General features: G+C 66.5%; 21 protein-coding genes. 17 read left to right on the top strand and 4 right to left on the bottom strand.

Annotation, left to right across the window (positions count from 1 at the left end):
- Window positions 1-7 precede the first annotated feature (7 nt).
- The gene (locus IB259_RS23285; protein ID WP_054457670.1) at window positions 8-730 is read right to left on the bottom strand and encodes a GntR family transcriptional regulator; all 723 of its coding nucleotides are present in this window, start codon (window positions 728-730) and stop codon (window positions 8-10) included.
- A 298-nt stretch (window positions 731-1,028) separates the two neighbouring features.
- Here IB259_RS23285 and acnA point away from each other — a divergent pair, with 298 nt between their 5' ends.
- From acnA to IB259_RS23265, 4 genes are read left to right on the top strand one after another with little or no spacing between them, the layout of a single operon-like run.
- Window positions 1,029-3,728: an aconitate hydratase AcnA gene (gene acnA / locus IB259_RS23280; RefSeq protein WP_225596920.1), complete on the top strand. Its 2,700-nt coding sequence runs from the start codon at window positions 1,029-1,031 to the stop codon at window positions 3,726-3,728.
- 29 nt (window positions 3,729-3,757) lie between these two features.
- On the top strand, window positions 3,758-5,119 hold the full coding sequence (locus tag IB259_RS23275) for a dihydroorotase family protein (RefSeq protein WP_125470497.1): 1,362 nt from the start codon (window positions 3,758-3,760) through the stop codon (window positions 5,117-5,119).
- Between the two features lie 33 nt (window positions 5,120-5,152).
- Window positions 5,153-5,881, top strand: coding sequence for an isochorismatase family protein (locus IB259_RS23270; RefSeq protein ID WP_054457667.1), 729 nt, complete (start codon window positions 5,153-5,155; stop codon window positions 5,879-5,881).
- A 7-nt stretch (window positions 5,882-5,888) separates the two neighbouring features.
- On the top strand, window positions 5,889-6,884 hold the full coding sequence (locus tag IB259_RS23265) for a GTP-binding protein (protein WP_175182029.1): 996 nt from the start codon (window positions 5,889-5,891) through the stop codon (window positions 6,882-6,884).
- Between the two features lie 25 nt (window positions 6,885-6,909).
- Here IB259_RS23265 and IB259_RS23260 read toward each other — a convergent pair whose 3' ends face one another.
- Window positions 6,910-7,713 (bottom strand): N-acyl homoserine lactonase family protein, encoded by an 804-nt coding sequence (locus IB259_RS23260; protein WP_192330204.1) that lies wholly within the window; start codon window positions 7,711-7,713, stop codon window positions 6,910-6,912.
- Between the two features lie 42 nt (window positions 7,714-7,755).
- Window positions 7,756-8,496, bottom strand: coding sequence for a GntR family transcriptional regulator (locus tag IB259_RS23255; RefSeq protein WP_054457664.1), 741 nt, complete (start codon window positions 8,494-8,496; stop codon window positions 7,756-7,758).
- Window positions 8,497-8,780: 284 nt separating this feature from the next.
- Here IB259_RS23255 and IB259_RS23250 point away from each other — a divergent pair, with 284 nt between their 5' ends.
- The 7 genes from IB259_RS23250 (at window position 8,781) to otnK (ending at window position 14,918) form a co-directional block, all read left to right on the top strand.
- Entirely contained in the window at window positions 8,781-9,194 is a 414-nt protein-coding gene (locus IB259_RS23250) for a carboxymuconolactone decarboxylase family protein (protein ID WP_119450243.1), read from the top strand.
- Entirely contained in the window at window positions 9,191-10,108 is a 918-nt protein-coding gene (locus IB259_RS23245) for an NAD(P)-dependent oxidoreductase (RefSeq protein ID WP_192330202.1), read from the top strand. The genes IB259_RS23250 and IB259_RS23245 overlap by 4 nt, the downstream gene beginning before the upstream one ends.
- Before the next feature lie 178 nt (window positions 10,109-10,286).
- Window positions 10,287-10,925 carry an aldolase gene (locus tag IB259_RS23240; RefSeq protein WP_192330200.1) on the top strand — a complete coding sequence of 213 codons (639 nt, stop codon included), beginning with the start codon at window positions 10,287-10,289 and terminating at the stop codon, window positions 10,923-10,925.
- 14 nt (window positions 10,926-10,939) lie between these two features.
- Window positions 10,940-11,740 carry a 2-oxo-tetronate isomerase gene (gene otnI / locus IB259_RS23235; RefSeq protein WP_119450245.1) on the top strand — a complete coding sequence of 267 codons (801 nt, stop codon included), beginning with the start codon at window positions 10,940-10,942 and terminating at the stop codon, window positions 11,738-11,740.
- Window positions 11,737-12,711 (top strand): D-erythronate dehydrogenase, encoded by a 975-nt coding sequence (gene denD / locus IB259_RS23230; RefSeq protein WP_054457659.1) that lies wholly within the window; start codon window positions 11,737-11,739, stop codon window positions 12,709-12,711. The genes otnI and denD overlap by 4 nt, the downstream gene beginning before the upstream one ends.
- 45 nt (window positions 12,712-12,756) lie before the next feature.
- A complete protein-coding gene (gene ltnD / locus IB259_RS23225; protein ID WP_192330198.1) occupies window positions 12,757-13,665 on the top strand; it encodes an L-threonate dehydrogenase in 909 nt (302 codons plus the stop codon).
- The gene (gene otnK, locus IB259_RS23220) at window positions 13,662-14,918 is read left to right on the top strand and encodes a 3-oxo-tetronate kinase (RefSeq protein WP_192330196.1); all 1,257 of its coding nucleotides are present in this window, start codon (window positions 13,662-13,664) and stop codon (window positions 14,916-14,918) included. The genes ltnD and otnK overlap by 4 nt, the downstream gene beginning before the upstream one ends.
- A gap of 50 nt (window positions 14,919-14,968) precedes the next feature.
- On the opposite strand, the gene IB259_RS23215 is transcribed toward otnK, so the two are convergent.
- Window positions 14,969-15,676 (bottom strand): FadR/GntR family transcriptional regulator, encoded by a 708-nt coding sequence (locus tag IB259_RS23215; RefSeq protein WP_192330194.1) that lies wholly within the window; start codon window positions 15,674-15,676, stop codon window positions 14,969-14,971.
- 242 nt (window positions 15,677-15,918) lie between these two features.
- On the opposite strand from IB259_RS23215, the gene IB259_RS23210 reads away from it, so the two are divergent.
- The 6 genes from IB259_RS23210 (at window position 15,919) to IB259_RS23185 (ending at window position 23,797) form a co-directional block, all read left to right on the top strand.
- Window positions 15,919-17,943 (top strand): TonB-dependent receptor domain-containing protein, encoded by a 2,025-nt coding sequence (locus tag IB259_RS23210; RefSeq protein WP_370528714.1) that lies wholly within the window; start codon window positions 15,919-15,921, stop codon window positions 17,941-17,943.
- A gap of 171 nt (window positions 17,944-18,114) precedes the next feature.
- Window positions 18,115-18,888 (top strand): SDR family NAD(P)-dependent oxidoreductase, encoded by a 774-nt coding sequence (locus IB259_RS23205; RefSeq protein WP_175160860.1) that lies wholly within the window; start codon window positions 18,115-18,117, stop codon window positions 18,886-18,888.
- 39 nt (window positions 18,889-18,927) lie between these two features.
- The gene (locus tag IB259_RS23200; RefSeq protein ID WP_192330189.1) at window positions 18,928-21,138 is read left to right on the top strand and encodes a thiamine pyrophosphate-dependent enzyme; all 2,211 of its coding nucleotides are present in this window, start codon (window positions 18,928-18,930) and stop codon (window positions 21,136-21,138) included.
- Window positions 21,122-21,844 carry an SDR family NAD(P)-dependent oxidoreductase gene (locus tag IB259_RS23195; RefSeq protein WP_054457654.1) on the top strand — a complete coding sequence of 241 codons (723 nt, stop codon included), beginning with the start codon at window positions 21,122-21,124 and terminating at the stop codon, window positions 21,842-21,844. The genes IB259_RS23200 and IB259_RS23195 overlap by 17 nt, the downstream gene beginning before the upstream one ends.
- A gap of 6 nt (window positions 21,845-21,850) precedes the next feature.
- The gene (locus IB259_RS23190; protein WP_054457653.1) at window positions 21,851-22,552 is read left to right on the top strand and encodes a GntR family transcriptional regulator; all 702 of its coding nucleotides are present in this window, start codon (window positions 21,851-21,853) and stop codon (window positions 22,550-22,552) included.
- A gap of 12 nt (window positions 22,553-22,564) precedes the next feature.
- On the top strand, window positions 22,565-23,797 hold the full coding sequence (locus tag IB259_RS23185; RefSeq protein ID WP_175160864.1) for a dihydrolipoamide acetyltransferase family protein: 1,233 nt from the start codon (window positions 22,565-22,567) through the stop codon (window positions 23,795-23,797).
- Window positions 23,798-23,833 lie beyond the last annotated feature (36 nt).

Here is a 23,833-nt window from a genome sequence, read left to right as displayed (position 1 = left end):
GAGAGTGTCAGGCAGCGGAGACGGGGTGCCCGGCGATGCCGGACGCCCCTTCCGCCAGATGTTCAAAAAGGTGTTGCGCCGCGCGTTCGATGTGCGAGCGCATGAGCGATTCCGCCAGCTCGGCGTCGCGCGCGCGGATCGCGCGCAGGATCTGCCAGTGTTCGGCGTAGGCGTCGTCCTTGCGCTCCAGCACGGTGCCGGAGTGCCGGCGGTAGACGCGCAGCAGGTGATAGAGGTCGCCGCAAAGGGCGTTGATGATGCGGTTGTTGCCGCTGGCCCGCACGATGCGCTCATGGAAGTCGAAGACCCGCGGCGCGGGGGCGCCGCCATTGGCCGCTTCCAGGCGCCGCTGGCGGTCCTGTTCAAGCTCGGCCAGCAGTTGCGTGATTTCCTCGTCGCTCATGCGGCGAGTGGCCAGATTGCAGGCCACGCCTTCCAGTGCCATGCGCATCTGGAACAGTTCCAGCGCGGATTCCGCCGACAACGTCACCACGCGCGCCTTGATGTAGGGCTCGCGCGTGATCAGCTGGATCCCTTGCAGGCGGCGCACGGCCTCACGCACCGGACCGCGGCTGACGCCGAATTCCTGCGCCAGCGCGACTTCATTGATGACGCTGCCCGGGGCCAACCGGCCTTGGTAGATCGCGTCCAGCACCTGGTCGAACACCACGTCGGCCAGCGGGCCGGAGGCGTCTTCCTTGATGGCGATGGAGGTCGTGGCGGTGTTCATAGTGTTGACAGCCTATCAAAGGAATTTAAAAAGTGTCAACTCTTTTGGAGTTGGCAGGGTCGTGGCGGCGATACCGGATTACAGGCGTCGCCATTGATGTTTCGCCCATTTTACAGAGACTTTTCGGGGTTATCCCTAGCTCTATGGGGGTGGTTCTTGTATCTACACTTTCGATGAGGCTATGCCAAACTGTATTTGACGCACCCATTGTCGATTCAGTGATGGCCTATAGTGTTGACACTATTATTTCGTAAGCCGTAAGATGGACTCAGTTGAGATTTTCCCGATTACCGCTGCCATGATCCAGTCTTTCCCCTGTTGCGGCAGGACGCTGCGCTACGCGCACCTGTCCGCCGCCGCCCGAGCCGCGGGGCGCGACATCCACGCATATCCCTATGTCATCCGCGTGCTGCTTGAGAACCTGCTGCGCCATCGCGCATGGGGCGCCGCCGTGTCCGAGGACGAGATCGGCAGGCTCTGGGATTGGCGCGCGCATGCCGGCGCCGACTTGCCGCTGCATGTCGCGCGGGTGATCCTTCCGGACTCCAGCGGCCTGCCGGTATTGCAGGACCTGGCGGCGCTGCGCGACGCGGTGGCCCAGGCGGGCGGGGACGCGGCGCGGGTGGACACCCGGATTCCGGTGGACCTGATCGTGGACCATTCCCTGCAGGTCGACCATTGGGGCGACGAAGGCGCGGTGCAGCGCAACCTGCGCCGCGAGTTCGAGCGCAACGACGAACGCTACCGGTTCCTGAAATGGGCGCAGCAGGCTTATAAGGGTCTGCGGGTCATCACGCCGGGCATCGGCATCATCCATCAGGTCAACCTGGAGTACCTGGCGCCGGTGGTCATACGCCAGTCACGGCCGGACGGCGACTGGGCCTATCCCGATTTCGTCATCGGCGGCGACTCGCACACGCCGATGGTCAACGCCCTAGGCGTGCTGGGCTGGGGCGTGGGCGGCATCGACGCCGAGGCGGCCCTGCTGGGCCATGCCTACACGTTCCCGATCCCGGAGGTCGTGGGGGTGCGGCTGCGCGGCGCCATCGAGGCGCCCGCGCTCACCACCGACGCCGCCCTGCTGATCACGCAGCAATTGCGCGCGGCGGGCGTGGTGGGCTGCATGGTCGAATTCTTCGGCCCTGCGGCGCAGGCGCTAGGCGTGCCGGAACGCGCCACCATCGCCAACATGGCGCCCGAGTACGGCGCCACTTGCGGCTTTTTCCCGATAGACACCCGCACGCTGGACTATGCCCGCATGACGGGGCGCAGCGACGAGCAACTGGCGCTGATCGAAGCCTATGCCCGCGCCAACAGCCTGTGGCGCGATGCCGGCGACGCGGCGCCCGCATATAGCCGGGTGATAGAGATCGACCTGTCGGCGGCGCGTCCCAGCGTGGCGGGCCCGCGACGGCCGCAAGACCGCATGGACGTGGGCGAGGTCGGGGCGGATTTCCGCCGCCGCCTGGGTCAGTCCCTGACGGAAGGCGGGTTCGGCGTGGACGCCGCCGCGCTGGCCGCGCATCCGCCCAGCCGCGCTTCCTTGGGCCATGGCTCCGTGGCGCTGGCGGCCATCACCTCTTGCACCAATACGTCCAATCCTGGCGTGATGCTGGCCGCGGGCCTGGTCGCGAAAAAGGCGCTGGCGTTGGGGCTGACGCCGCCCGCCTGGGTCAAGCGTTCGCTGGCGCCGGGATCGCGCGCCGTCACGCGCTATTTGGAATCCGCCGGCCTCCTGCAGGCCTTGCAGGCGCAGGGATTTCACGTGATCGGCTATGGCTGCACGACTTGCGGCGGCAAGTCCGGCCCCCTGGACGCCGCGGCGGCAGACGCCATCGCCGAGGGCGGCCTGGTGGCCGCGGCGGTGCTGTCCGGCAACCGCAATTTCGAAGGCCGCATTCACAAGCTGCTGCGCGCCAACTACATCGGCTCTCCGGCCATGGTGGTGCTGTATGCGCTGGCCGGCAGGATAGACCTGGACTTCGAACGCGAACCGCTGGGGCCGGGCTCCGATGGCGCGCCGATCTATCTGCGCGACGTCTGGCCCAGCCAGGAAGAGATAGCGGCCCTGTTGCCGCTGGCCGCGGATCCTGCCTTGTTCGCCGAGGTCTATGACCCGGCGAGCCTGGACAGCGCGATCTGGCGCGACCTGCAGGCGCCCTCGGGGCTGCGCTTTCCCTGGGACCCGGAATCGCAATACCTGGTCGAGCCGCCATTCTTCAAGACCGAGCCCGGCCGCGATGCCCTGGCAGACCTGGAAGCCAGCCTGAAGCACGGCCGCGTGCTGGCGGCGTTCGGCGATTCGCTGACGACCGACCACATCTCGCCCAGCGGCGAGATCCCGGCGGATACGCCGGCTGGCGCGTACCTGATCGGCAAGGGCGTGGCGCCGCGCGACTTCAATACCTATGTGGCGCGCCGCTGCAATCACCATGTGATGACCCGCGCCACCTTTGCCAACATCCGCATCAAGAATGCGCTGGTGCCGGATGTGGAGGGCGGGGTGACCCGCCATTTTCCCAGCGGGCAGCGCATGGCGGTGGTCGACGCGGCCGAAGCCTACCGCGCCGAGGGTGTGGCCAGCGTGGTCCTGGGCGGCAAGGACTACGGCATGGGCAGCAGCCGCGACTGGGCCGCCAAGGGTTCGGCGCTGCTGGGCGTGCGCGCCGTGATCGCGGAATCGTTTGAACGCATCCACCGGGCGAATCTGGTGGGCATGGGCGTGTTGCCGCTGGCTTTCGCCCCGGGCGAGGGCTGGCGCCAGTTGGGCCTGACCGGGGCGGAAACCCTGCGTTTCGACAACGTGGCTGACGGTGTGCGCAAGGGCGAGCCCATCACCGTCGTCGCCGAAGACGGCGAGCGCCGCATCGTCTTCCAGGCCTACGCCCAGGTGCTCACTCGCGCCGAACGCAAACTCATGGCAGAGGGCGGCATTCCTGCCAGCGTCCTCAACGGCTTTTTGAACGACACGCAGGCCGCTGACGCGGCCCATCGCTGAAAACACGCATCTATCGGGAAAACCACATCATGCTGGATCTGCTGCTTACCAATGCCAGACTGTACTTGCCCCAGCAGGGGCTGACCGAAGGCGTACTCGGCGTCATCGACGGTCGCATTGCCATCATCGCCGAGCCAGGCGCGCAATTCGAGGCCCGCGAGACCATAGATTGCCAAGGGCTTTGGGTATTGCCGGGTCTGATCGATCCGCACGTGCATTTCGGATTCGGCTCGCCCGAGACCGACTTCGAAACCGAGTCGCGCTTCGCTGCCCTCGGCGGCACGACCTCCGTGCTGTCGTTTCATCGCTCGGCGGATATCCGCGAATCCTTCGACAAGGTGCGCGACCGCGCGCTGTCGCAGAGCTGCGTCGATTTCGGCTTCCATTTCGGCATCACCAGCAATCTGCACGTGGAGACGCTGGAGGAAATTTCGCGCCGCTTCAACGTGAATTCCTACAAGCTCTACATGATGTACAAGGGCGCAGCAGGGCTGTCCAAGGGCTTTACCGATATCGACGACGGCCTGCTGTATTCGGCGTTGCGCGCTACCGCCGCGATCCCGGGCGCGATCATGGGCGTGCATTGTGAAAACGTGGAAGTGATTCCCGTCCTGCGGGATCCGCTGCGCGCCGCTGGCCGCGACGACCTGAAGGCCTGGAATGAACAGAGCCCGGACTTCCTGGAAGCGGAGAACGTGCACCGCGTCTGCTACTTCGCATCCAAGACCGGCGCCGCGGTCAACATCGTGCACCTGAGCAGCCGCGAGGCGCTGGACGAGGCGCGGCGCCACCGGCGCACGCCGGACGCGCCGCCGATCTATGTCGAGACCTGCCCGCACTACCTGTTCCTGAACGACGAATCGCCCGCCGGGACTTATGCCAAGGTCAATCCGCCGGTGCGCGGCCAGGCCGACGTGGACGCCATGTGGGAGGGCGTGCTGGATGGTTCCATTACCACCATCGGCACCGACCACGTGCCGCGCAAGCGTGCCACCAAGGACACCGACATCTGGGCAGCCAGCAACGGCTTTCCCGGCACCGGCTTGATGTTGCCGATCCTGCTGCACGAAGGCTATCACCGCCGCGGCGTGCCGCTGGAAACGTTGATGAAAGTCAGCGCGGAGAACTCTGCCCGCATCTACCGCATGCCTGCCAAGGGCAGCATCGAGATCGGCAAGGATGCCGATCTGGTGCTGGTGGATCCGGATCTGGAGCGCACCGTCGATCCCTCCACGCTCGAATCCAATTCCGACTACTCCCCTTACGAGGGCATGACCCTGAAGGGTTGGCCCGTGCGCACCCTGGTGCGCGGGCGCACCGTGGCGCTGGACGGCCGCATTACCGATGCCGCGCGCAGCAATCCCGGCGGCCGCTATCTCAAGCGTCTTTGAACTGAACCTACTCCACTTCTGGCAGGCACTACCATGAGCGAAACCAAGCGAATCTGGGACGACTTTCTGACTGAACGCGACAAGCAGGTGCTGGCGCAGGCCGGCTACGGCAAGCGTGGCGGCTTCGGCAAGCGTCCGGCCCTGTTCATCATCGACGTGCAGTACAACTTCTGCGGCGATACGCCCCAGGACATCCTGGAAGGCCTGAAGCAGTACCGCACCCATTGCGGCCGGGAGGCCTGGGACGCGGTGGCGCATATCGTGCCGCTGCTGGAGCTGGCGCGCGACAAGAACATACCGGTCTTCTATACCGAAAGCGGCCGCCGCGCCGACCTTCTGGACAGCGGCGTGCAAGTGGGCAAGAACCATCGCGGCGGCGAGAAGACCGTGCTGGCCAACACCCATGCCACGCAGACCGTGGAGCCGTTGGCCCCGCGGCCGCAGGACATCCGCATCACCAAGCAGAAGCCGTCCTGCTTCTTCGGCACCATCTTCATGAGCCACCTGAACTTCCTGGACGTAGACACGCTGATCCTGGTGGGCTGCACGTCTTCGGGATGCCTGCGCGCCACCACGGTGGACGCCTATTCGTACAACTTCAAGGTCATCATTCCCGAAGAGGCTGCGTTCGACCGCTTCCAGGCCAGCCATGCGATGAGCCTGTTCGACCTGAACTGCAAGTACGCCGATGTGATCCCGTCGCGCGAAGTGCAGGATTACCTGCGCAACCTGCCCGCGCCGGCCGCGGCGGAACAGGCCTGAGCCGCCCATGTCCGCGACCGCCGCCGGACCGTTGCCGGTCTACCTGCTGACGGGTTTCCTGGGCAGCGGCAAGACCACGCTGCTGTCGCGGTTGGTGCGCAGCCCGCGCTTTGCCGATACGGCGGTGGTGATCAACGAGTTCGGCGAGATCGGCCTGGACCACATGCTGGTGGGCAAGGCCGATGACACCGACGTGGTGCTGCTGGATTCCGGCTGCCTGTGCTGCGCAGCCACCAGTTCGCTGCAGGACACGCTGGAGTCGCTCTATTACCGGCGCCAGCGCGGCGAGATTCCCGCGTTCACGCGCGTGGTGGTGGAGACTTCGGGGCTGGCGGATCCTTGTCCGGTCATCAATACGCTGGCGGCGGATCCGCTCATCGCCCGCCACTACCGCTTCGGCGGCGTGGTGGCGACGGCGGACGCGCTGCATGGCCTGTCGACGCTGGACGCCTACCGCGAAGCCAGTACCCAGATCGCCATCGCCGACCGCATCGCGCTGACCAAGGCCGATCTGGCCGATGAGGCTGCGATAGACACGATGCGCGCTGCGCTGCGCGGCTACAACGCCAGCGCGCCCATCCGCGCGGTGTCGCCGGACACCGTGGATGAGGAAGCGCCCGCGCTGTTCGACGACCTGCGCGCCGAGCATCTGGATGCTGCGGCGCTGAACGCCGCGCCAGCCGCAGGGCCGCTGGCGCACGTGTTGCGCTACGGAATCGTGTCCTACGCCTTTACGCAGAGCCAGCCGGTGGGCTGGGAGGACTATGCGCGCTGGACCCGGCACATGCAGCGCCAGGTCGGCGACCGCCTGTTGCGCGCGAAAGGGCTCTTGCGCTGGACGGACGGGACGCTGCGCGCCGTCCATGGCGTGCGGCATGTCTTTTCTGTGCCCGAGCCTGTCGAGGGAGTGGAAGGCTCGCAGCGGGCGGGCGCCATGGTCCTCATCGTGCAGGACATGTCGGCGGAAGAAGTGGACGAGGCGATTCGGCCGCTGGGATTGTGATGCCGCGCCGCTGGCGCGCTGGCGTTCAGGGGCGCGCGCCGTTTCCCAGGTGCAACGCCACCACTTCCGTATCCGCGCCGGCCAGTCCCGGGTACCGTGTCCTGACCAAAGGATCGTGCCCCGGCACGATGTGGTCGGGCGATTCCGCGAACTTCAGCAGGATCTCGTAGCCCGCCAGCATGTCAGCGACGTTGTCGACGATGGGAAACGGTGCGTCCAGGCCCATGTTGTCGTAGTAGTGGCTGGCGTCCGACGCCAACACCATCCAGCCGCGCGCGGTGTGCACGCGCACCGCCTGCAGTCCGCGGGTATGGCCGCCGATGTGCAGCAGTTGCAGGCCCGGTGCGATTTCGTCGTGGCCATGGTAGAACGCCACGCGTTTGTCGTACACGCCCCGTACCACGTCGACCACGTCTTCCACTGCATAGGCGTGGCGCAGCATGTCGAAGCGCATGTTGCAGCCGCAGGCATAGTGCAGCTCGCTTTCCTGCAGATGCAGGCGGGCCTGCGGCAGCTTGCGGATGTTGCCTGCGTGGTCGTAATGCAGATGTGTGACGATGACATCGCGGATGTCCGCGGGCGCGATACCCAGCTTTTCCAATGCTTCAATCGGGCAGCGCAAGAACTCGCGGCCGCGGGCCCGGGCTGCGGCCTCGTTGAAGCCCGTATCCACCAGGTAGACGCGCTGGCCGTCGCGGATGACCCAGACGAAGTAATCCATCGGCATCGGGCCGTCGTGCGGATCCGGGGGCGTGATGAAGTTCTGGCTACGCTGCCGCGCTACCGTGGCGTAGCGCAGGGCGTAGACCTCGTAGTGGGGCAGTGTCATGCGATGGCTCCGGTTGCGCGCAGGACGGGCGGGATGAACTCGCTACCCTGCAGTGCTGGCGCCCCGCTTTTTGGTTGCTGGACGCTCGTCTTCACCTTGGGAAGTCTCCTGTTGCTGGCGCTTGAGCACCTCGAGCGCAGTGCGTTCCGCGTTTGCGATATGGCTTTGCGCGGCGTTCTGTGCGCTTTGCGGATCCCGGGCCCGGATGTGCTCGAAGATCAGATCGATCTCGGCCATGCTTTCCGGCAGGCGGTCGGCGCGTGCAAACGAGGTGGCGCGCAGCAGATTGATGCGCGACAGCAGGCCGGGCAGCATGTCCTTGACCAGATCGTTGTCGCAGCCGCTCAGTAGTACGTCGTAGAACTCGCGCTTGGCCGCCAGCAGGGCGGCCTTATTGCTGCCCTTGGCCTGGCGGTGCAGGGCGTCGACGGCCTTGCCCAGACGCTCGATGTCGGCGTCGCTTGCCAGCCGGGCGAACTCGTGCGCTGCATAGCCTTCGAGCAGTCCGCGCAGGGCATAGAGGTCACGGGCGGCCTTTTCGGTGATGCGCACCACGGTAGGGCCGCGGTGTGGCTCGATGGAGATCAGGCGTTCGGCTTCCAGGGTGCGCAGCGCCTCGCGCAGGGTGCTGCGGCTGATGCCCAATTGATCGCACAGCTCCTGTTCGCGCAGGCGCTCTCCGCCCTTGAGCCGGCCGTCCATGATGGATGCTCGCAGGAACTCCTCGACGCGTATGCGCAGAGTGCTGGGCTTTTCGAATACCGCGCCTGTCTGGCTGGCCATTGCTGTTTCTCGCTTATCCGGGCGGCGGGTTCGAGCGGCGGCGCAGGCTCATGGCCTCGTCGCGGCGGACCGCCGTGTCAATGTAAAGACGCAATATATCCCGTTGGCAGGTCGTGCTCGCGGGGCATGCCCTGCGGCAAATTATGAGGTGCACTATTTTTTCAGTCAAGCAGATTGTCAGACAATCAGACTATTGACGATTGCGGGAAAATTGCCGGACAATCAGACAAAACAGTGGGCGTAGATCCCCTGTAAAGCCGTCACCCCATCACAAAGAGGAACTCATGGCAGACATCAAATCCGAAACCCAGGCCCTGTTCGACCAAGGCCTGAACCTGCGCCGCGAAGTGCTGGGCACGGAATACGTGGACGGCTCCATCGGCCGCGCCAACGAATTCATGATGGCCTTCCAGCACATCACCACCGAATGGTGCTGGGGCTATACCTGGGGCCGTCCCGGTCTGGAAAAGAAGACCCGCAGCATGCTCAACCTGGCCATGCTGACCGCGCTGAACCGCCCGGCCGAGATCAAGCTGCACGTCAAGGGCGCGCTGAACAACGGCGTGACGGTCGAGGAGATCAAGGAAATCCTGCTGCAGGCCACGGTCTACTGCGGCATCCCGGCGGGGTTGGACGCGTTCAAGGTCGCCAACCAGGTGCTGGAAGAAGAGGGCGCTTTCAAGGAGTCCAAGGCATGAACGCCCCGCAAGAGCGGGTGGGCCTGATCGGCATCGGCAGCATGGGTTGGCCCATGGCGGCCCGCCTGGTGCAGGCCGGCTTTGCGGTCACGGTGTTCGACGCCGTGCCCGGCCAGGCCGCCAAGTTCGCCCAGGAAGTAGGCGGCCAGGCCGCAGCCACCTGCGCCGAATTGGCCGCGCAGTCCGACATCATCTTCACCATGCTGCCCACCAGCGCGATCGTCGAGCAGGTGCTGAACGGCGAACAGGGCGTGCTGGCGGGTTTGCACCAGGGTAGCGTGGTCGTGGACATGAGTTCCGGCGTGCCGGCGCATACCCAGCGCCTGGCGCAGGCCGTGGCCGCCGCTGGCGGCGTCATGGTCGACGCGCCGGTTTCCGGCGGCGTGCCGCGCGCCCGCACGGGCGAACTGGCCATCATGTACGGCGGACCCGCGGCGACGCTGGAGCGGGTGCGTCCGGCCCTGTCCAGCATGGGCACGACGATCACGCCCGTGGGTGAGGTGGGCAGCGCCCATGCCATGAAGGCGTTGAACAACCTGGTGTCGGCAGGCGGCTTCCTGATCGGCGTCGAGGCCATGCTGATCGGCCAGCAGTTCGGCCTGGATCCGAACGTTATCGTCGACGTACTCAACGCGTCGACCGGCATGAACAATTCCACCCAGAAGAAGTTCAAGCAGTTCGTGCTGTCGCGCCAGTTCAATTCGGGCTTCGGCCTGGACCTGATGGTCAAGGACCTGGGCATTGCGCTAGGCATCGCGACCGACACCGGCACGCCCACGCCGTTTGCCTCGCTGTGCCGCGAACTTTGGGCCTCGGCCGGCAAGATGCTGGGCAAGGGCCAGGACCACACCGCCGTCGCCCGCCTGTCCGAGCAACTGGCCGGCGTGGAGCTGGGCGCCAGGCAGCAAGACTGAAACCGTTGCGGCCGGGTTGGCGTCCGGCCGCGTCCTATCGCTCAGTGTTTACCCTGGCACTGTGCTTTACGGCAAATTTGTATGATGACATTATGACTTCACTCTTGGAAGGCAACGTCGTCATGCCCTTGGCATCCACATTACGCATGCTCGCCCCTTGTCCGGCCGGCGGGCGTCCATGACCGAAGAATCCCGCATCCGCGAAGAGATCTGCGCCGTCGGCGCCAGCCTCTACAACCGTGGCTATACCGTGGGCGCCGCCGGCAACATCAGCGCGCGCCTGGACGATGGCTGGCTGATCACGCCGACCGATGCCTGCCTGGGCAGGCTGGATCCCGTCCAACTGTCCAAGGTCGATGCGGCGGGCAGGCATGTTTCGGGCGGCAAGCCGTCCAAGACGCTGGAGCTGCATCGCGGCATCTACCAGGCCAGTCCCGGCGCTCGCGGCATCGTGCATACGCATTCCACGCATCTGGTGGCGCTGACGCTCGCGGGCGTATGGCGGCCCGATGAAGTGCTGCCGCCGATCACGCCCTATCAGGTCATGAAGGTCGGCAGGATTCCGCTGATCCCCTATCGCCGCCCCGGCGACCCGCAGGCCGCAGCCGAGGTCGCCGCCGTGGCCGGAGAGGTGCGCGGGGCGCTATTCGAGCGCCTGGGGCCGGTGATGTGGGAGCGTTCCGTGGCGCATGCGGCTTACGCGCTGGAAGAACTGGAAGAAACCGCCCGCCTGTGGCTGATGAGCGATCCCCGGCCGGCGCCATTGAGCGCGGCGGCGATCGACGAACTGCGCGACGTGTTCGGCGCGCGCTATTGAATCAAGGAATCGCGATGCCGCGCCTGGCCGCCAATCTCAGCATGATGTACACCGAGCATCCTTTCCTGGACCGGTTTGCCGCGGCCGCGGGGGACGGATTCGCGGGAGTGGAGTTCCTGTTTCCCTACGAGTACCCGGCAGCCGAACTCAAGGCGCGGCTGCAAGCGCAAGGGTTGACCCAGGCGCTGTTCAACGCGCCGCCCGGCGATTGGGCCGCGGGCGAGCGCGGCACAGCCTCGCTGCCAGGCCGTGAAAGCGAGTTTCGGCGCGGAGTCGACCAAGCCTTGGAATATGCCGCTGCGCTGGGCAACCGCAAGCTGCATCTGATGGCTGGGCTGATACAGCCCGGACAGGACCGCGCGGCGCATCGCGCGGTCTATCTGGAGAACCTTGCGTGGGCCGCGCGCGCTGCGGCATCCGCCGACGTGACGGTGGTGATCGAGCCGATCAACACGCGCGACATTCCGGGATTCTTTCTCAACCGCCAGGACGAGGCCCAAGCCGTCTGTGCCGAAGTCGGCGCAGACAATCTGAAAGTCCAGTTCGACATCTACCACTGCCAGATCGTGGAAGGCGATATCGCGGTCAAGCTCAAGCGCGACATGGCGGGCATCGGCCACATCCAGATCGCGGGCGTGCCCGACCGCCACGAGCCGGACCTGGGAGAGCTGAACTATCCATATCTGTTCGAACAGATCGATGCGTTGGGTTATGCCGGCTGGATCGGTTGCGAATACCGGCCCCGGGCCGGCACCTCCGCCGGGCTGGGCTGGGCCCGGCCCTATCTGACACACACGGGGCATACCGCGATATGAAGATACTCATCACCGGCGGCGCCGGATTCCTGGGGCAGCGCCTGGCCCGCAAGCTGCTGGAGCGCGGCACGCTGGCATTGGATGGCGGCAAGCCCGAAGCCATCACGCGGATCGACCTGCTGGATGTGGTGCAGGCGCAGGGGCCGGATGATCCGCGCATCCATGCGCAGCTTGGCGATATCGCCGACCCCGCGATGCTGCGGCAGGCCATTGACACGCAAACCCGCGCCATCTTCCATCTGGCCGCCATCGTCAGCGGGCAGGCGGAGGCGGACTTCGACCTGGGGATGCGCATCAACCTGGACGCGTCGCGCGCGCTGCTCGAAACCTGCCGCGCGCTGGGCCACAAGCCGCGGGTAATCTTCACCAGTTCGGTCGCGGTGTACGGCGGCGCGCTGCCCGACACCGTGCGCGACGATACCGCGCTCAATCCCCAATCGTCCTACGGCACGCAGAAGGCCATTGCCGAACTGCTGCTGGCGGACTACACGCGGCGCGGCTACGTGGACGGGCGCGTGCTGCGCCTGCCCACCATCAGCGTGCGTCCGGGGCGGCCCAATGCGGCGGCGTCGTCGTTTGCCAGCGGCATCATCCGCGAACCATTGAACGGCTTGGAGGCCGCCTGCCCGGTCAGCGCCGATACGCGCCTGTGGCTGCTGTCGCCGCGCGGCGCGATACAGGCCCTGATCGCCGGCTGCGAGCTCGAGACGGCCGCCGTCGCGGACCGCGCTCCCATCAATTTGCCTGGCGTGTCGGTCACGGCAAGCGAAATGGTGCAAGCGCTGCGAGAGGTCGCGGGCGAGGAGGTCGCCGGCCGTGTCGGCTGGAAGCCTGACGAGCGCGTCGAGCGCATCGTGGGCAGCTGGCCTGGACGCTGGGACACCGCTCGGGCCGAGCGCCTGGGCCTGCGCGGCGACGCCGACTTCGCGGACATCATCCGCGCCTACATGGCCGACGACCTGCCGCGCTGAGCGCCGGCAGCTCTCCATTCCTACCGTAGCCGGGCCGCCAACGATATGAGCAATCCTCAAACCCCATCCCGCCGAGTCGGCGTCATCGGCCTGGGCGCCATGGGCGCGGGCATCGCGCAAAGCCTGCGCCGGGCGGGCCACGACGTGCACGTGTACGACATCCGCAGGGAAGCTTGCGCGGCGTTCGCGGCGCAGGGCGGCGTGGCCTGCGCCACCCTGGCCGACATGGCGGCCGCCTGCGACATCGTCATCAGCGTGGTCGTCAACGCCCAGCAGACCGAGGAGGTGCTGTACGGGGAAGGCGGCCTTGCCGCCGCGCTGCGCCCGGGGGCGGTGTTCGTGATGTGTTCCACCGTGGATCCCAATTGGTCCATCGCGCTGGAGGCGCGGCTCGAAGCGCAGGGCATCCTGTACCTGGACGCGCCCATCTCGGGCGGCGCCGCGCGCGCGGCTTCGGGCGAGATGACGATGATGACCGCCGGGCGCGCGGCGGCCTATGACGCCTGCGGCGCGGTGCTGGAATCCATGGCCGGCAAGGTCTACCGCCTGGGCGACCGCGCCGGCGCGGGCAGTAAGGTCAAGATCATCAACCAGCTGCTGGCGGGCGTGCACATCGCAGCGGCGGCCGAGGCCATGGCGCTGGGACTGCGCGAAGGCGTGGACGCGGACGCCCTGTATGAAGTGATCACGCATAGCGCGGGCAATAGCTGGATGTTCGAGAACCGCATGGCCCATGTGCTGGCCGGCGACTACACGCCGCTCTCCGCGGTCGACATCTTCGTCAAGGACCTGGGGCTGGTGCTGGACACCGCCCGGCATACCCGCTTTCCCTTGCCGCTGGCCTCCACCGCGCATCAGATGTTCATGCAGGCCTCCAGCGCCGGCCACGGCCGCGAGGACGACAGCGCGGTGATCAAGATATTCCCGGGCATCGCCCTGCCGGAGGCCAAATGAGCATCAAACTGGGCTGCATCGCCGATGACTTCACCGGCGCCACCGATCTGGCCAACAACCTTGTGCGCGCCGGCATGCGCACCGTGCAGACCATAGGCATACCGGGCGAACCCCTGCGCGGCGCGGCGGATGCGGTGGTGGTGGCGCTCAAGACCCGCACGCTGCCCGCGGCCGAGGCGGTGGCGCAGTCGTTGGCGGCGCTGGAGTGGCTGCTGGCGCAGGGCTCGGAACAGATCTACTTCAAGTATTGCTCCACTTTCGACAGCACGCCCGAGGGCAACATCGGGCCGGTCGCCGATGCGCTGATGACGCGGCTGGACACGGATTTCACCATCGCCACGCCGGCCTTTCCGGACAACAAGCGCACGGTGTTCAAAGGCTATCTGTTCGCAGGGGATGTGCTGCTGAACGAATCGGGCATGCAGCACCATCCGCTGACGCCCATGACCGACCCGAATCTGGTGCGCGTTCTGTCCGCGCAGACTTCCCGCCGAGTCGGGTTGATCGACTACAGCGTCGTGGCGCGCGGTAGCGAGGCCATCCGCGCCCGCATCCAAGAGTTGCAGGCGCAGGGTGTGGGGATCGCCATCGTGGACGCCGTGTCCAATGACGACCTGCTGGCCTTGGGCCCCGCGCTTGCCGGCATGCCGCTGGTGACGGCGGGGTCGGGCGTGGCGATCGGACTGCCCGGCAACTGGGGGCTGGCGGCGGCGTCCGCGGACGCCCGGCAACCGCGCCAGCGCGGCTTGCAGGCGGTGGTGGCGGGCAGTTGCTCGGCGGCAACCAATGGCCAGGTGGCTGCATTCATTGAAAGCGGCCGGCCGGCGTTGGCGCTGGATCCGCGGCGGCTGGCTGCGGGTCACGACGTCGTGGGCGAGGCGCTGGCATGGGCCGATGCGCGCATGCACGACGGCCCCGTGTTGATCTACTCCACCGCGCAGCCCGACCAGGTGCGGCAAGCGCAGGGGGCGCTGGGCGCCGCGCGTGCGGGCGCCATGATCGAGGACGCCATCGCGCGCATCGCGGCGGGTCTGGTCGAACGCGGCGTGCGGCAACTGATCGTGGCGGGCGGCGAGACCTCGGGGGCGGTGGTGCAGGCGTTGGGATTGCAGCAGATCGCCATCGGCGAGCAGATCGATCCCGGCGTGCCCTGGTGTTCCGGCCATGCGCCCGCGGCGCTAGGCGACATCAGCATCGCGCTGAAATCAGGCAACTTCGGCACGCCGGATTTCTTCATCAAGGCATTCGCCTAGGCGCTTACCTGCGTCCGCTGGTCCCAGCGCAAGCGCCGCGGCACGCTAGTCTAACGGTGCGCCTGGCTCAACCGCTTGGCCGCATTCACCATATGGATGCGCGCGGCCTCGCGCGCGCCGTCCACGTCCTTGCTGCGTATGGCCTCGACGATGGCGACGTGTTCCTGCAGTACGTCGCGCATCAAGCTGGCGTGGCGCGCCTCGTTGGCGCGCGTGACGCGCGTGGCCGCTTCCAGGAACTGGCTGACGAAGGCCAGGGTTGTCAGGAAATAGGGGTTGCCGGTGGCGCGGGCGATGCTGCGATGGAAGGCCACGTCTTCCTGCACGCCGTCGCCGCCGTTTTCCACAGCCTGCGAAATGGCGGCCAGCGCGGCGTCGATCTCCGCCATGTCCTGCTTTTTCCGCACTGCAGCGGCCTGCGCGGCGATCTCGGTTTCCAGCGCGCGGCGCAGATCCACGATATGCAGCACGGCGTCCAGCGAGGACAGATCGGCGGCGTCGATGCGCAAAGCGCGGTTGCCGGCGTGGCCGGTGACGTACACGCCGCTGCCTTGCCGCGCTTCGACGATGCCGTCCTGCCGCAGCCGCGAAACCGCTTCGCGGATGACCGTGCGGCTGACGCCGAACTGCTCCGCCAGCGCGCTTTCCGTGGGCAATTTTTCCCCGGGCGGCACGCGACCTTCGTCGATCTCGGCGAGCAGGCGCTTGGCGACGGTGTCGGTCAGCGTGGGAGGAGTCGGAAGTCGGGGGAACACCATCGCCCTATGATACGCGCGCCCGTGCCGGCCCGGCCATGAGCGGCAGCGGCACATTCACTGCGTCTGCAAGCTTGCGTCATTTTCGAAATGTTATATCATTCGTCAATTATTTGGTACGTTATAACATTTGAAAGAGGGCGATGATGAATGGCAAGAAACTGGGGTGGCAGAGGGAACGCGGCGGCAGGGTTGCCCTGCGGGCGGGCCGCCGGGGTGCGCTGAAGCCCCTGGTCTGCGCGCTGATGCTGGCCGCGCCCGCCGCGCAGGCCGACGAAGCCGCGGAAGCCGCGGCGGAACGTTCGGCCGCCAGGACGCTGGCGCCGATCACGGTTTCCGCCAACCCGCTGGGGCTGGACCTGAACAGCACCACCTTGCCGGCCTCGGTGCTGGAAGGCGACGCGCTGATCGAGCAGCGCAACGGCACCCTGGGCGACACGCTGAAGAACCTGCCCGGCGTAAACAGCGACACCTTCGGCGGCGGCGCCAGCCGCCCCGTGATCCGCGGCCAGACTGCGCCGCGGGTAAAGGTGCTGTCCGACGGCTCCGAGGTGATGGACGCGTCCAGCATCTCTCCTGACCATGCGGTGACGGTGGAGCCGCTATTGGCTGAACGCATCGAAGTGCTGCGCGGTCCGGCAACGCTGCTGTATGGGGGCGGCGCGATCGGCGGCGTGGTCAATGTGGTGGACAAGAAGATCCCGACGGCGGTGCCGGAAAAAGGCATAGAAGCCGAGGCCGAGCTGCGCGGCGCCACGGGCACCAAGGAACGTGCGGGTGCGGTGGGTATCACCGCGGGCGAAGGACAGTTCGCGGTGCGCGTGGAAGGCCTGAAGCGCCGCACCAGCGACTATGACGTGCCGGATTGGCCGGGCGGCAAGCTGGAAGGTTCGTACAGCGAGTCGACGCAGGGCACGGTGGGCATGTCCTGGATCACGCCGCGCGGCTACGTCGGCCTGGCGTTCACGCATCTGGAAAGCAAGTACGGCCTGCCCGGACATAACCACGAATACGAAGGCTGCCACCCGCACGGTACTCATCTGCATTGCGGCGGCCATGATCATGACCACGACGAAGACGGCCACGATCACGACCATGAGCACGAACACGGCGGCGTGCCTTACGTGAAGCTGCGCAGCAACCGCCTCGATCTGCGCGCCGAGTACCAGGATCCGTTTGCGGGCTTCGAGAAAATCCGCGTGCGCGGCGGCCTGACCGACTACCAGCACGACGAAATCGAAGGCGGCGAGGTGGGCACTCGCTTCAAGAACAAGGGCTACGACCTGCGCGTGGAAATGCAGCACAAGCCCATCGCAGGCTGGCGCGGGGTGGTGGGCGTGCAGAATGCCTACAGCGATTTCCGCGCCGATGGCGAAGAGGCCTTCCTGCCGCGCAGCAAGACGCGCTCATACGGCGTGTTCGTGCTGGAGGAGTACCAGCTGAACGACTGGCGCTTCGAACTGGGCGCGCGGCAGGACTGGCAGCGCATCTCGCCCACGGGCGGCGCGCAGCGCAGCAGCCTGTCCGGCACGTCCTTGTCGGCCGCGGCCATCTGGGACTTCGCGCCGCAGTATTCGGTGGCCCTGTCCCTGTCGCGCTCGCAGCGCCTGCCCACCGCGCAGGAACTGTATGCGGACGGCGTGCACCTGGCCACCAACACCTACGAACTGGGCAATCCGGACCTGGGCCGCGAGACCTCGCACAACATCGACCTGACCTTGCGCAAGCATTCGGGCGATACGACGTTCTCGGCCAGCGTGTTCCACAACCGCGTGAAGAACTACATCTATGCCAACACGCTGGACCGCTACGAAGACTTTCGTCTGATCGAGTACACCCAGCGCGACGCAGAGTTCACGGGCGTGGAAGGCGAACTGCGCCACCAGTTCACCCCGGTGTTTTCGGCTGCGGTATTCGGCGACTACGTGCACGGCAAGCTGACGGGCGGCGATGGCAACCTGCCGCGCATCCCGGCAGCGCGCGCCGGCGTGCGCGCGGATATGAAGTGGCAGCAGTGGTCGGGCGGCGTCGAGTACGCGCGCGTGTTTGCGCAGAAGGACATCGCTGCCTACGAGGAGACCACGCCTGGCTACAACATGGTCAATGCGGTGGTGGCCTACCGCGGCCAATATGGCGCCACGGGCTATGAGGTCTACCTGCGCGGCACGAATCTGCTGAACAAGCTGGCGTACAACCACGCGTCCTTCATTTCGACGGTGGCGCCGCTGCCCGGGCGCAGCGTGCTGCTGGGCGTGCGCATGACGTATTGATTTTTCCAGCCATTGGCGGATGCCTCCAAGGCGGAATGGGCATGGCCCCGTTCCGCCATTTTTTTTGTTCTACGGGTAGACCCCGATGGCAGGCATGTTGACGGCCTTCGAAGCCGTTCCTAGAATTTGATTTGTGATCACATATCAAAAATAGCAAAAAAGGGACGCAGCATGGCCCAGCACGAACTGTTCGATCTCGAAGGCAGGATTGTCTTGATCACCGGCGCGGCAGGCGGTATCGGCGCCGCGCTCAGCCGGGCGTATGCCCAGGCGGGCGCGACGCTGGTGCTGACCGACCTGGCGGGGGAAAAGCTCGACGCGCTGGCGTCCGAGTTGCGCGGATCCGGCGCCAAGACCGGAAGCTACGCGCTGCAGGTGGAGGATCGCGCCGCGTGCGCCGCGGTGGTGGACGAGGTGGTGGCCGCCTTCGGCGGGGTGGACGTGCTGGTGAACTGCGCCGGCGTCAATACCCGCATGCGTCCGGAGCAGTACGCCGAAGACGTCTGGGACCGCATCATCGACATCAATCTGAAGGGCAGCTTCAACATGTGCCAGGCCGTGCACGCATCCATGCAGGCGCGCCGCAAGGGCAAGATCATCAACATCGGCTCCATCCTGGCACTGGCGTCCAACGCCATGACCGCGGCCTATTCGGCCAGCAAGGGAGGGGTGCTGCAGCTGACCCGTTCGCTGGCCTGCGCCTGGGCGGCCGATGGCATCACCGTCAACGTGATCCAGCCCGGCTGGATCGACACGGCGCTGTCGCGCCAGGCGCGGGTAGACATTCCTGGCCACGCGGAACGCGTCGTGGCGACCACGCCCATGGGCCGCTGGGGCGAACCGGAAGACATGGTCGGACCCGCCCTGTTCCTGGCCAGCGCCGCGTCCGACTTCATGACGGGCGCCAGCGTGGTGGTGGACGGCGGCGTGACCGCGCATATCTGAACGCCGCGCGGCGGCCGCAAAGCACAACGAGGGGACGGCATGCAACTCGAAGAAATCCGGCAGAAGACGCCGGTGCACGAACTGGTGGTGGAAGAGAGCGACTGGGCGCAGCTGACACGCGCCGAGGCCCTGCGCCTGACGACGCTGTTCCTGGCCGCGCGCCGCTTCGAGGAAAAAATCCTGCAGCTGGACAAGCTGAACCTGGTGCACGGGCCGGCGCATTCCAGCATCGGCCAGGAAGGCGCCGCGGCCGGTTGTATCGCCGCATTGCCCGTCGGCACGCTGATGAATGGCACGCACCGCGCGCATCACCAGTGCATTGCAAAGGCCATCAACGCGCTCTACGACGGCGACCTGGACCCCTCCGCGGCCGGCCTGACGCTGCGCATGCGCCAGGAAATCCAGGGAATGATGCACGAGATCCTGGGTTTGAAGGACGGCTGGACCGGCGGCCGTGGCGGTTCCATGCACCTGCGCCGCGCGGAGCTCGGCATCATGGGCACGAATGCCATCGTCGCGGGCGGCATTCCCATCGCTTGCGGCCACGCCTACGCGGAAAAGCAGCGTGGCTCGGGCAAGACCATGGTCACGTTTTTCGGCGATGGCGCGGTGCACCAGGGCGCCACCCACGAAGCCATGAACCTGGCGGCGCTGTACGGCCTGCCCATGATCTTCTTCCTGGAGAACAACAAGTACGCCGTCTCCATGAGCGTGGAGCAATCCACTTTCGAGACGGAATTGCTGACCCGGCCGCAGGGCCACGGCATCGCCGGAGTCAAGGTGGACGGCATGAACCCGTTCGCCACTTGGCTGGCCACGCGCTGGGCGCAAGACCATATCGTCCGCACCGGGCGCCCGGCCTTCGTCCTGGCAGAGGTGTACCGTTACTACCACCAGAGTTCGTCGATTCCGGGCAGCGCCTTCGGCTACCGCACGCGCGAAGAGGAAAACGCGTGGAAGGCACGCGATCCCTGGCTGTTCCTGCAACAGGAACTGAAGGCGCGCGGCATTCTGCGCGAGGAAGAGTTGGCGGCCGTCGACGCCGCGGTGACGGACGCGGTGGAAGCGGCCGCCGCCTCCTGCATCGAAGGCGCAGGCTCGTCGGCCCGCATACGCGCCGGCCTTTGGCCGGCGGCGGCCAGCGTGGACGAACACCTCAATAGCGACATGTCGGAGTTCGATGGCGTGCGCTACGCCGAGGCGGAGGACTATGCCGCCGAAGAGATGGAACCCCTGTCCTACATCGAGGCGATCTCGCGGGCCATGGGCGCGCGCATGGCCGAAGACGAAACAATCCACGTGTTCGGCGAGGACGTGGCCAACATGGGCGGGGGCACCGTGGGCGCCACCCGCGGACTGACGGAGACATACGCCGGCCGGCTGGTGAATACTCCGATCACTGAGAACGGATTCTGCGGCCTGGCCACCGGCGCAGCGCTGTCGGGCCTGAAGCCCGTGGTCGAGCTGATGTACAGCGACTTCTTCCTGGTGGCGGGCGACCAGCTGCTGAACCAGGCTGGCAAGATCCGTCACTTGTTCAATGGCACGGCCGAAGTGCCGTTGGTGCTGCGCGCGCGCATCCCCGGGCCGGAAGGCTATGGCTCGCAGCATTCCATGGACCCGGCAGGCGTGTTCGCGCTGTTTCCCGGGTGGCGCATCGTGGCGCCGTCCAATGCTTTCGAATACGTGGGCCTGATGAACTCGGCGCTGCGCTGCAAAGATCCGGTGCTGGTCATCGAGCCGCAGCAGCTGCACAAGCGCAAGACGTTGGTGCCCAAGGACCTGGACTACTACATCCCCATCGGCCGCGCCAAGCGCGTACGCGAGGGGGACCAGATCACACTGCTGACGACCCTGACCATGGTGGATGAATGCTGCCGCATGGTGGAAGAGGCGGGCATACGCGCCGACGTCATCGACCTGCGCACCTTGTCGCAGCGGGACATTGATTACGAAACCATCGGCCGGTCCGTCATGAAGACGGGCCGCGTCGCCATCGTCGAACAGACCACGCGCGGCGCCAGCCTGGGTGCGCTGATCGCCGACGAGATCCAGCGGCGCTACTTCGACTACCTGGACCAGCCGGTCAAGCGCGTCACCGGCCGCTGGGCGCCTCCCGTGGTGTCGCAGGCGCTGGAGCGCGCGGCGCTGGCGGGAGAGGACGACATTCGTGCCCTGATTCGTGAAATGCAGGCCGACAGTGCGCTCTCGGTCGGCCAACAGGAGCAAGCTCATGCCGCGCGCGCTTGAGGGCAAGACCGTGTTGATCACCGGCGCGGCCGGCGGCATCGGCCGCGCGACCGCCGAAGTCTGCGGCGAGCAGGGCGCATCGCTGGTGCTGGCCGATCGCGAACCACCGCAGGAACTGGTTGCGCAGTTGCAAGCCAAGGGCGTGCCGGCGCGCGCCATCGCCTTCGACGTGACGGACCGGGCCGCCGCCGAGGCGGCCGTGGCCGACATCGGGCGCCTGGACGCGCTGGTGGCCAATGCGGGCTATTGCCCCTGGGACGACTGGCACGAGGCGGGCTGGGACGAGGTCTTCCACCATGTCATCGACGTCAATCTGCTGGGGCTGATGCACCTGACGCGCGCCGTGCTGGCGAAGATGAGCGCGCAGGGCGCCGGCCGCATGGTGCTGGTGTCTTCCGTCGCCGCGCGCATGGGAGGGCTGGCCGCCAGTCCACACTACGTTGCGGCCAAGGGCGGCACGCAGGCTTTCGTCAAATGGCTGGCCCGCAAGGCGGCCGATTCCGGCGTCACCGTCAATAGCGTCGCGCCAGGCGCGACCGAGACGGGAATGACCCGTGGGCAGGCCTTCGATGCGAATAGAATTCCGCTGCGGCGCATAGCCCGGCCTCGCGAAATCGCCTTGCCCATCGCCTTTCTCTGTTCCGATGGCGCGAGCTACATCTGCGGCGCCACCCTGGACGTGAACGGTGGCGTCTACATGAATTGAGACGACATGGACAACAGCACACTGGAAGGCCTGCTCGAAAAGCAGGAACGCGTCACCGTCGCGGATCAGATCTATCAACGGACCCGTGAACTCCTGATGAGCGGCGCCGTGCCGCCGGGAGAGAAAGTCACCTTGCGCGGGCTGGCCTCGGTGCTTAACACCAGTCCCATGCCGGTACGCGAAGCGGTCAACAAACTTGTCGCCGAAGGGGCGTTGGAAATGTTGCCCAGCCGTGGCCTGCGCGTGCCCAAGCCCGGCCTGACCAAGTTCCGCGAGATCGTGCGCATCCGCTGCTGCATGGAAGGCTTCGCGGCGGCCGAGGCGGCCCAGATCATGACGGATGCGACCGTGGCGCGCATACAGCGCTACGCCGACGAGTTCGACAAACTTGGGCATCAACGCAAGATCGATACCTTGAAGACCATCGAGGCCAACCGCAATCTGCATTTCACGCTGTATGAGGCGGCCGGAATGCCTCTGTTGGTCACGATGATAGAGAACATCTGGCTGCAGATCGCGCCGCTGTTTTCACTCAGCATGGGCAGCAAGGACCGCAAGTCCGAAAGCTGGGAATCCTTCAGCCACCACGCCGCCTTGTTGGACGCCTTGAAGCGCCGCGACGGCGAAGCTGCGCGCGCGGCCATCGTGGCGGACATATCGGACGCAGCCCTGTACATCGAGAAGACAGGCAATCTGGCCAACACATAGAGCGAGTAAGACATGGATATCGAGGTCGTGATGCCCGCCATAGGCGCGGGCACGACGCAGGGCAAGATACTGCAGTGGCTGAAGCAGTCCGGCGACACGGTCAAGGTGGGCGATATCCTGGCCGAGATCGAGACCGACAAGGCCGTCATAGAACTGGAAGCCCTGGACGATGGGGTGCTGGACCGCATCCATGTGCCCGCGGGCGATGCCGAGGTACCGGTAGGCGGCGTCATCGCGACGCTGCTGCGCCGGGGCGGTGCGATGCAGCCGGCCGCCAGTCCGCCACCGGCAATCGCGAACCCGCCAGCAGCGGCTCCCCAGGCCGTCACGCGTCCTGCCCTTGCGGCCGACCTGCCATCCGGGGATCGTTCGGGCCTGGCGGAGCAGCGCCTGTTCGCCAGCCCATCCGCGCGACGCCTGGCGCGCGCGCTGGGCGTGGACCTGCACACGCTTTCCGGCAGCGGCCCGAACGGCCGCATCGTGCGGATCGACATCGAGAATGCCGCCGCGGCATCCGCACAATCCGGGGCTACCCCCGCCGCGCCGGTCTCCAGCGCCGGCTTGCAGCCGCACAGTTCCATGCGCGCCACCATCGCGCGCCGCCTGGTGCAGTCCAAGCAGCAGGTGCCGCACTTTTACCTGACGGTGGATTGCCGCATGGACGCGCTGCTGGCCGCCCGTGCCGCATTGAATGCGCGCAGCGAGTCTGCGCGTGAGCCCATGCGCCATTCCCTTAACGATCTGCTGTCGATGGCGGTGGCACGGGCGGCCGGCCAAGTCCCGGGCATCAATGCGCAATGGACGGACGAAGGCATCGTGCAGCTGGGCCAGGTGGACCTGAGCATCGCCGTGGCGCTGGAGTCCGGACTTATCACGCCCATCGTGCGCAACGCGAACCGGAAATCCCTGCGCGAGCTCTCCACCGAGATCGCGCAGTTGGCGGAACAGGCGCGCCGTGGCCGTTTGCGACCCGAACAATACGAAGGCGGCAGCCTCACGCTGTCGAATCTGGGCATGCATGGCGTGCGCGAGTTTGCCGCCATCATCAACCCTCCCCAAAGCGTCATCCTGGCCGCGGGCGCCGTGGTCAGGCAGCCGGTGGTCGACGGCGACGACATCCGCGTGGGCCACGTCATGAGCCTTACGTTGTCGGCGGATCACCGCGTGGTGGACGGCGCGCTGGGCGCGCGCTTCCTGGGGGCGGTAAAGCAATTGCTGGAGAATCCGATCGAATTGATTCTCTAGCGTCCTGGGCGAGACCTGGACGATTTCCACGGCATC

The organism is Achromobacter sp. ACM04 (genome assembly GCF_014851465.1).
In the GTDB taxonomy this organism is placed as follows: Bacteria; Pseudomonadota; Gammaproteobacteria; order Burkholderiales; family Burkholderiaceae_B; genus Achromobacter; species Achromobacter aegrifaciens.
This window is presented reverse-complemented; position numbering and strand designations above follow the sequence as displayed.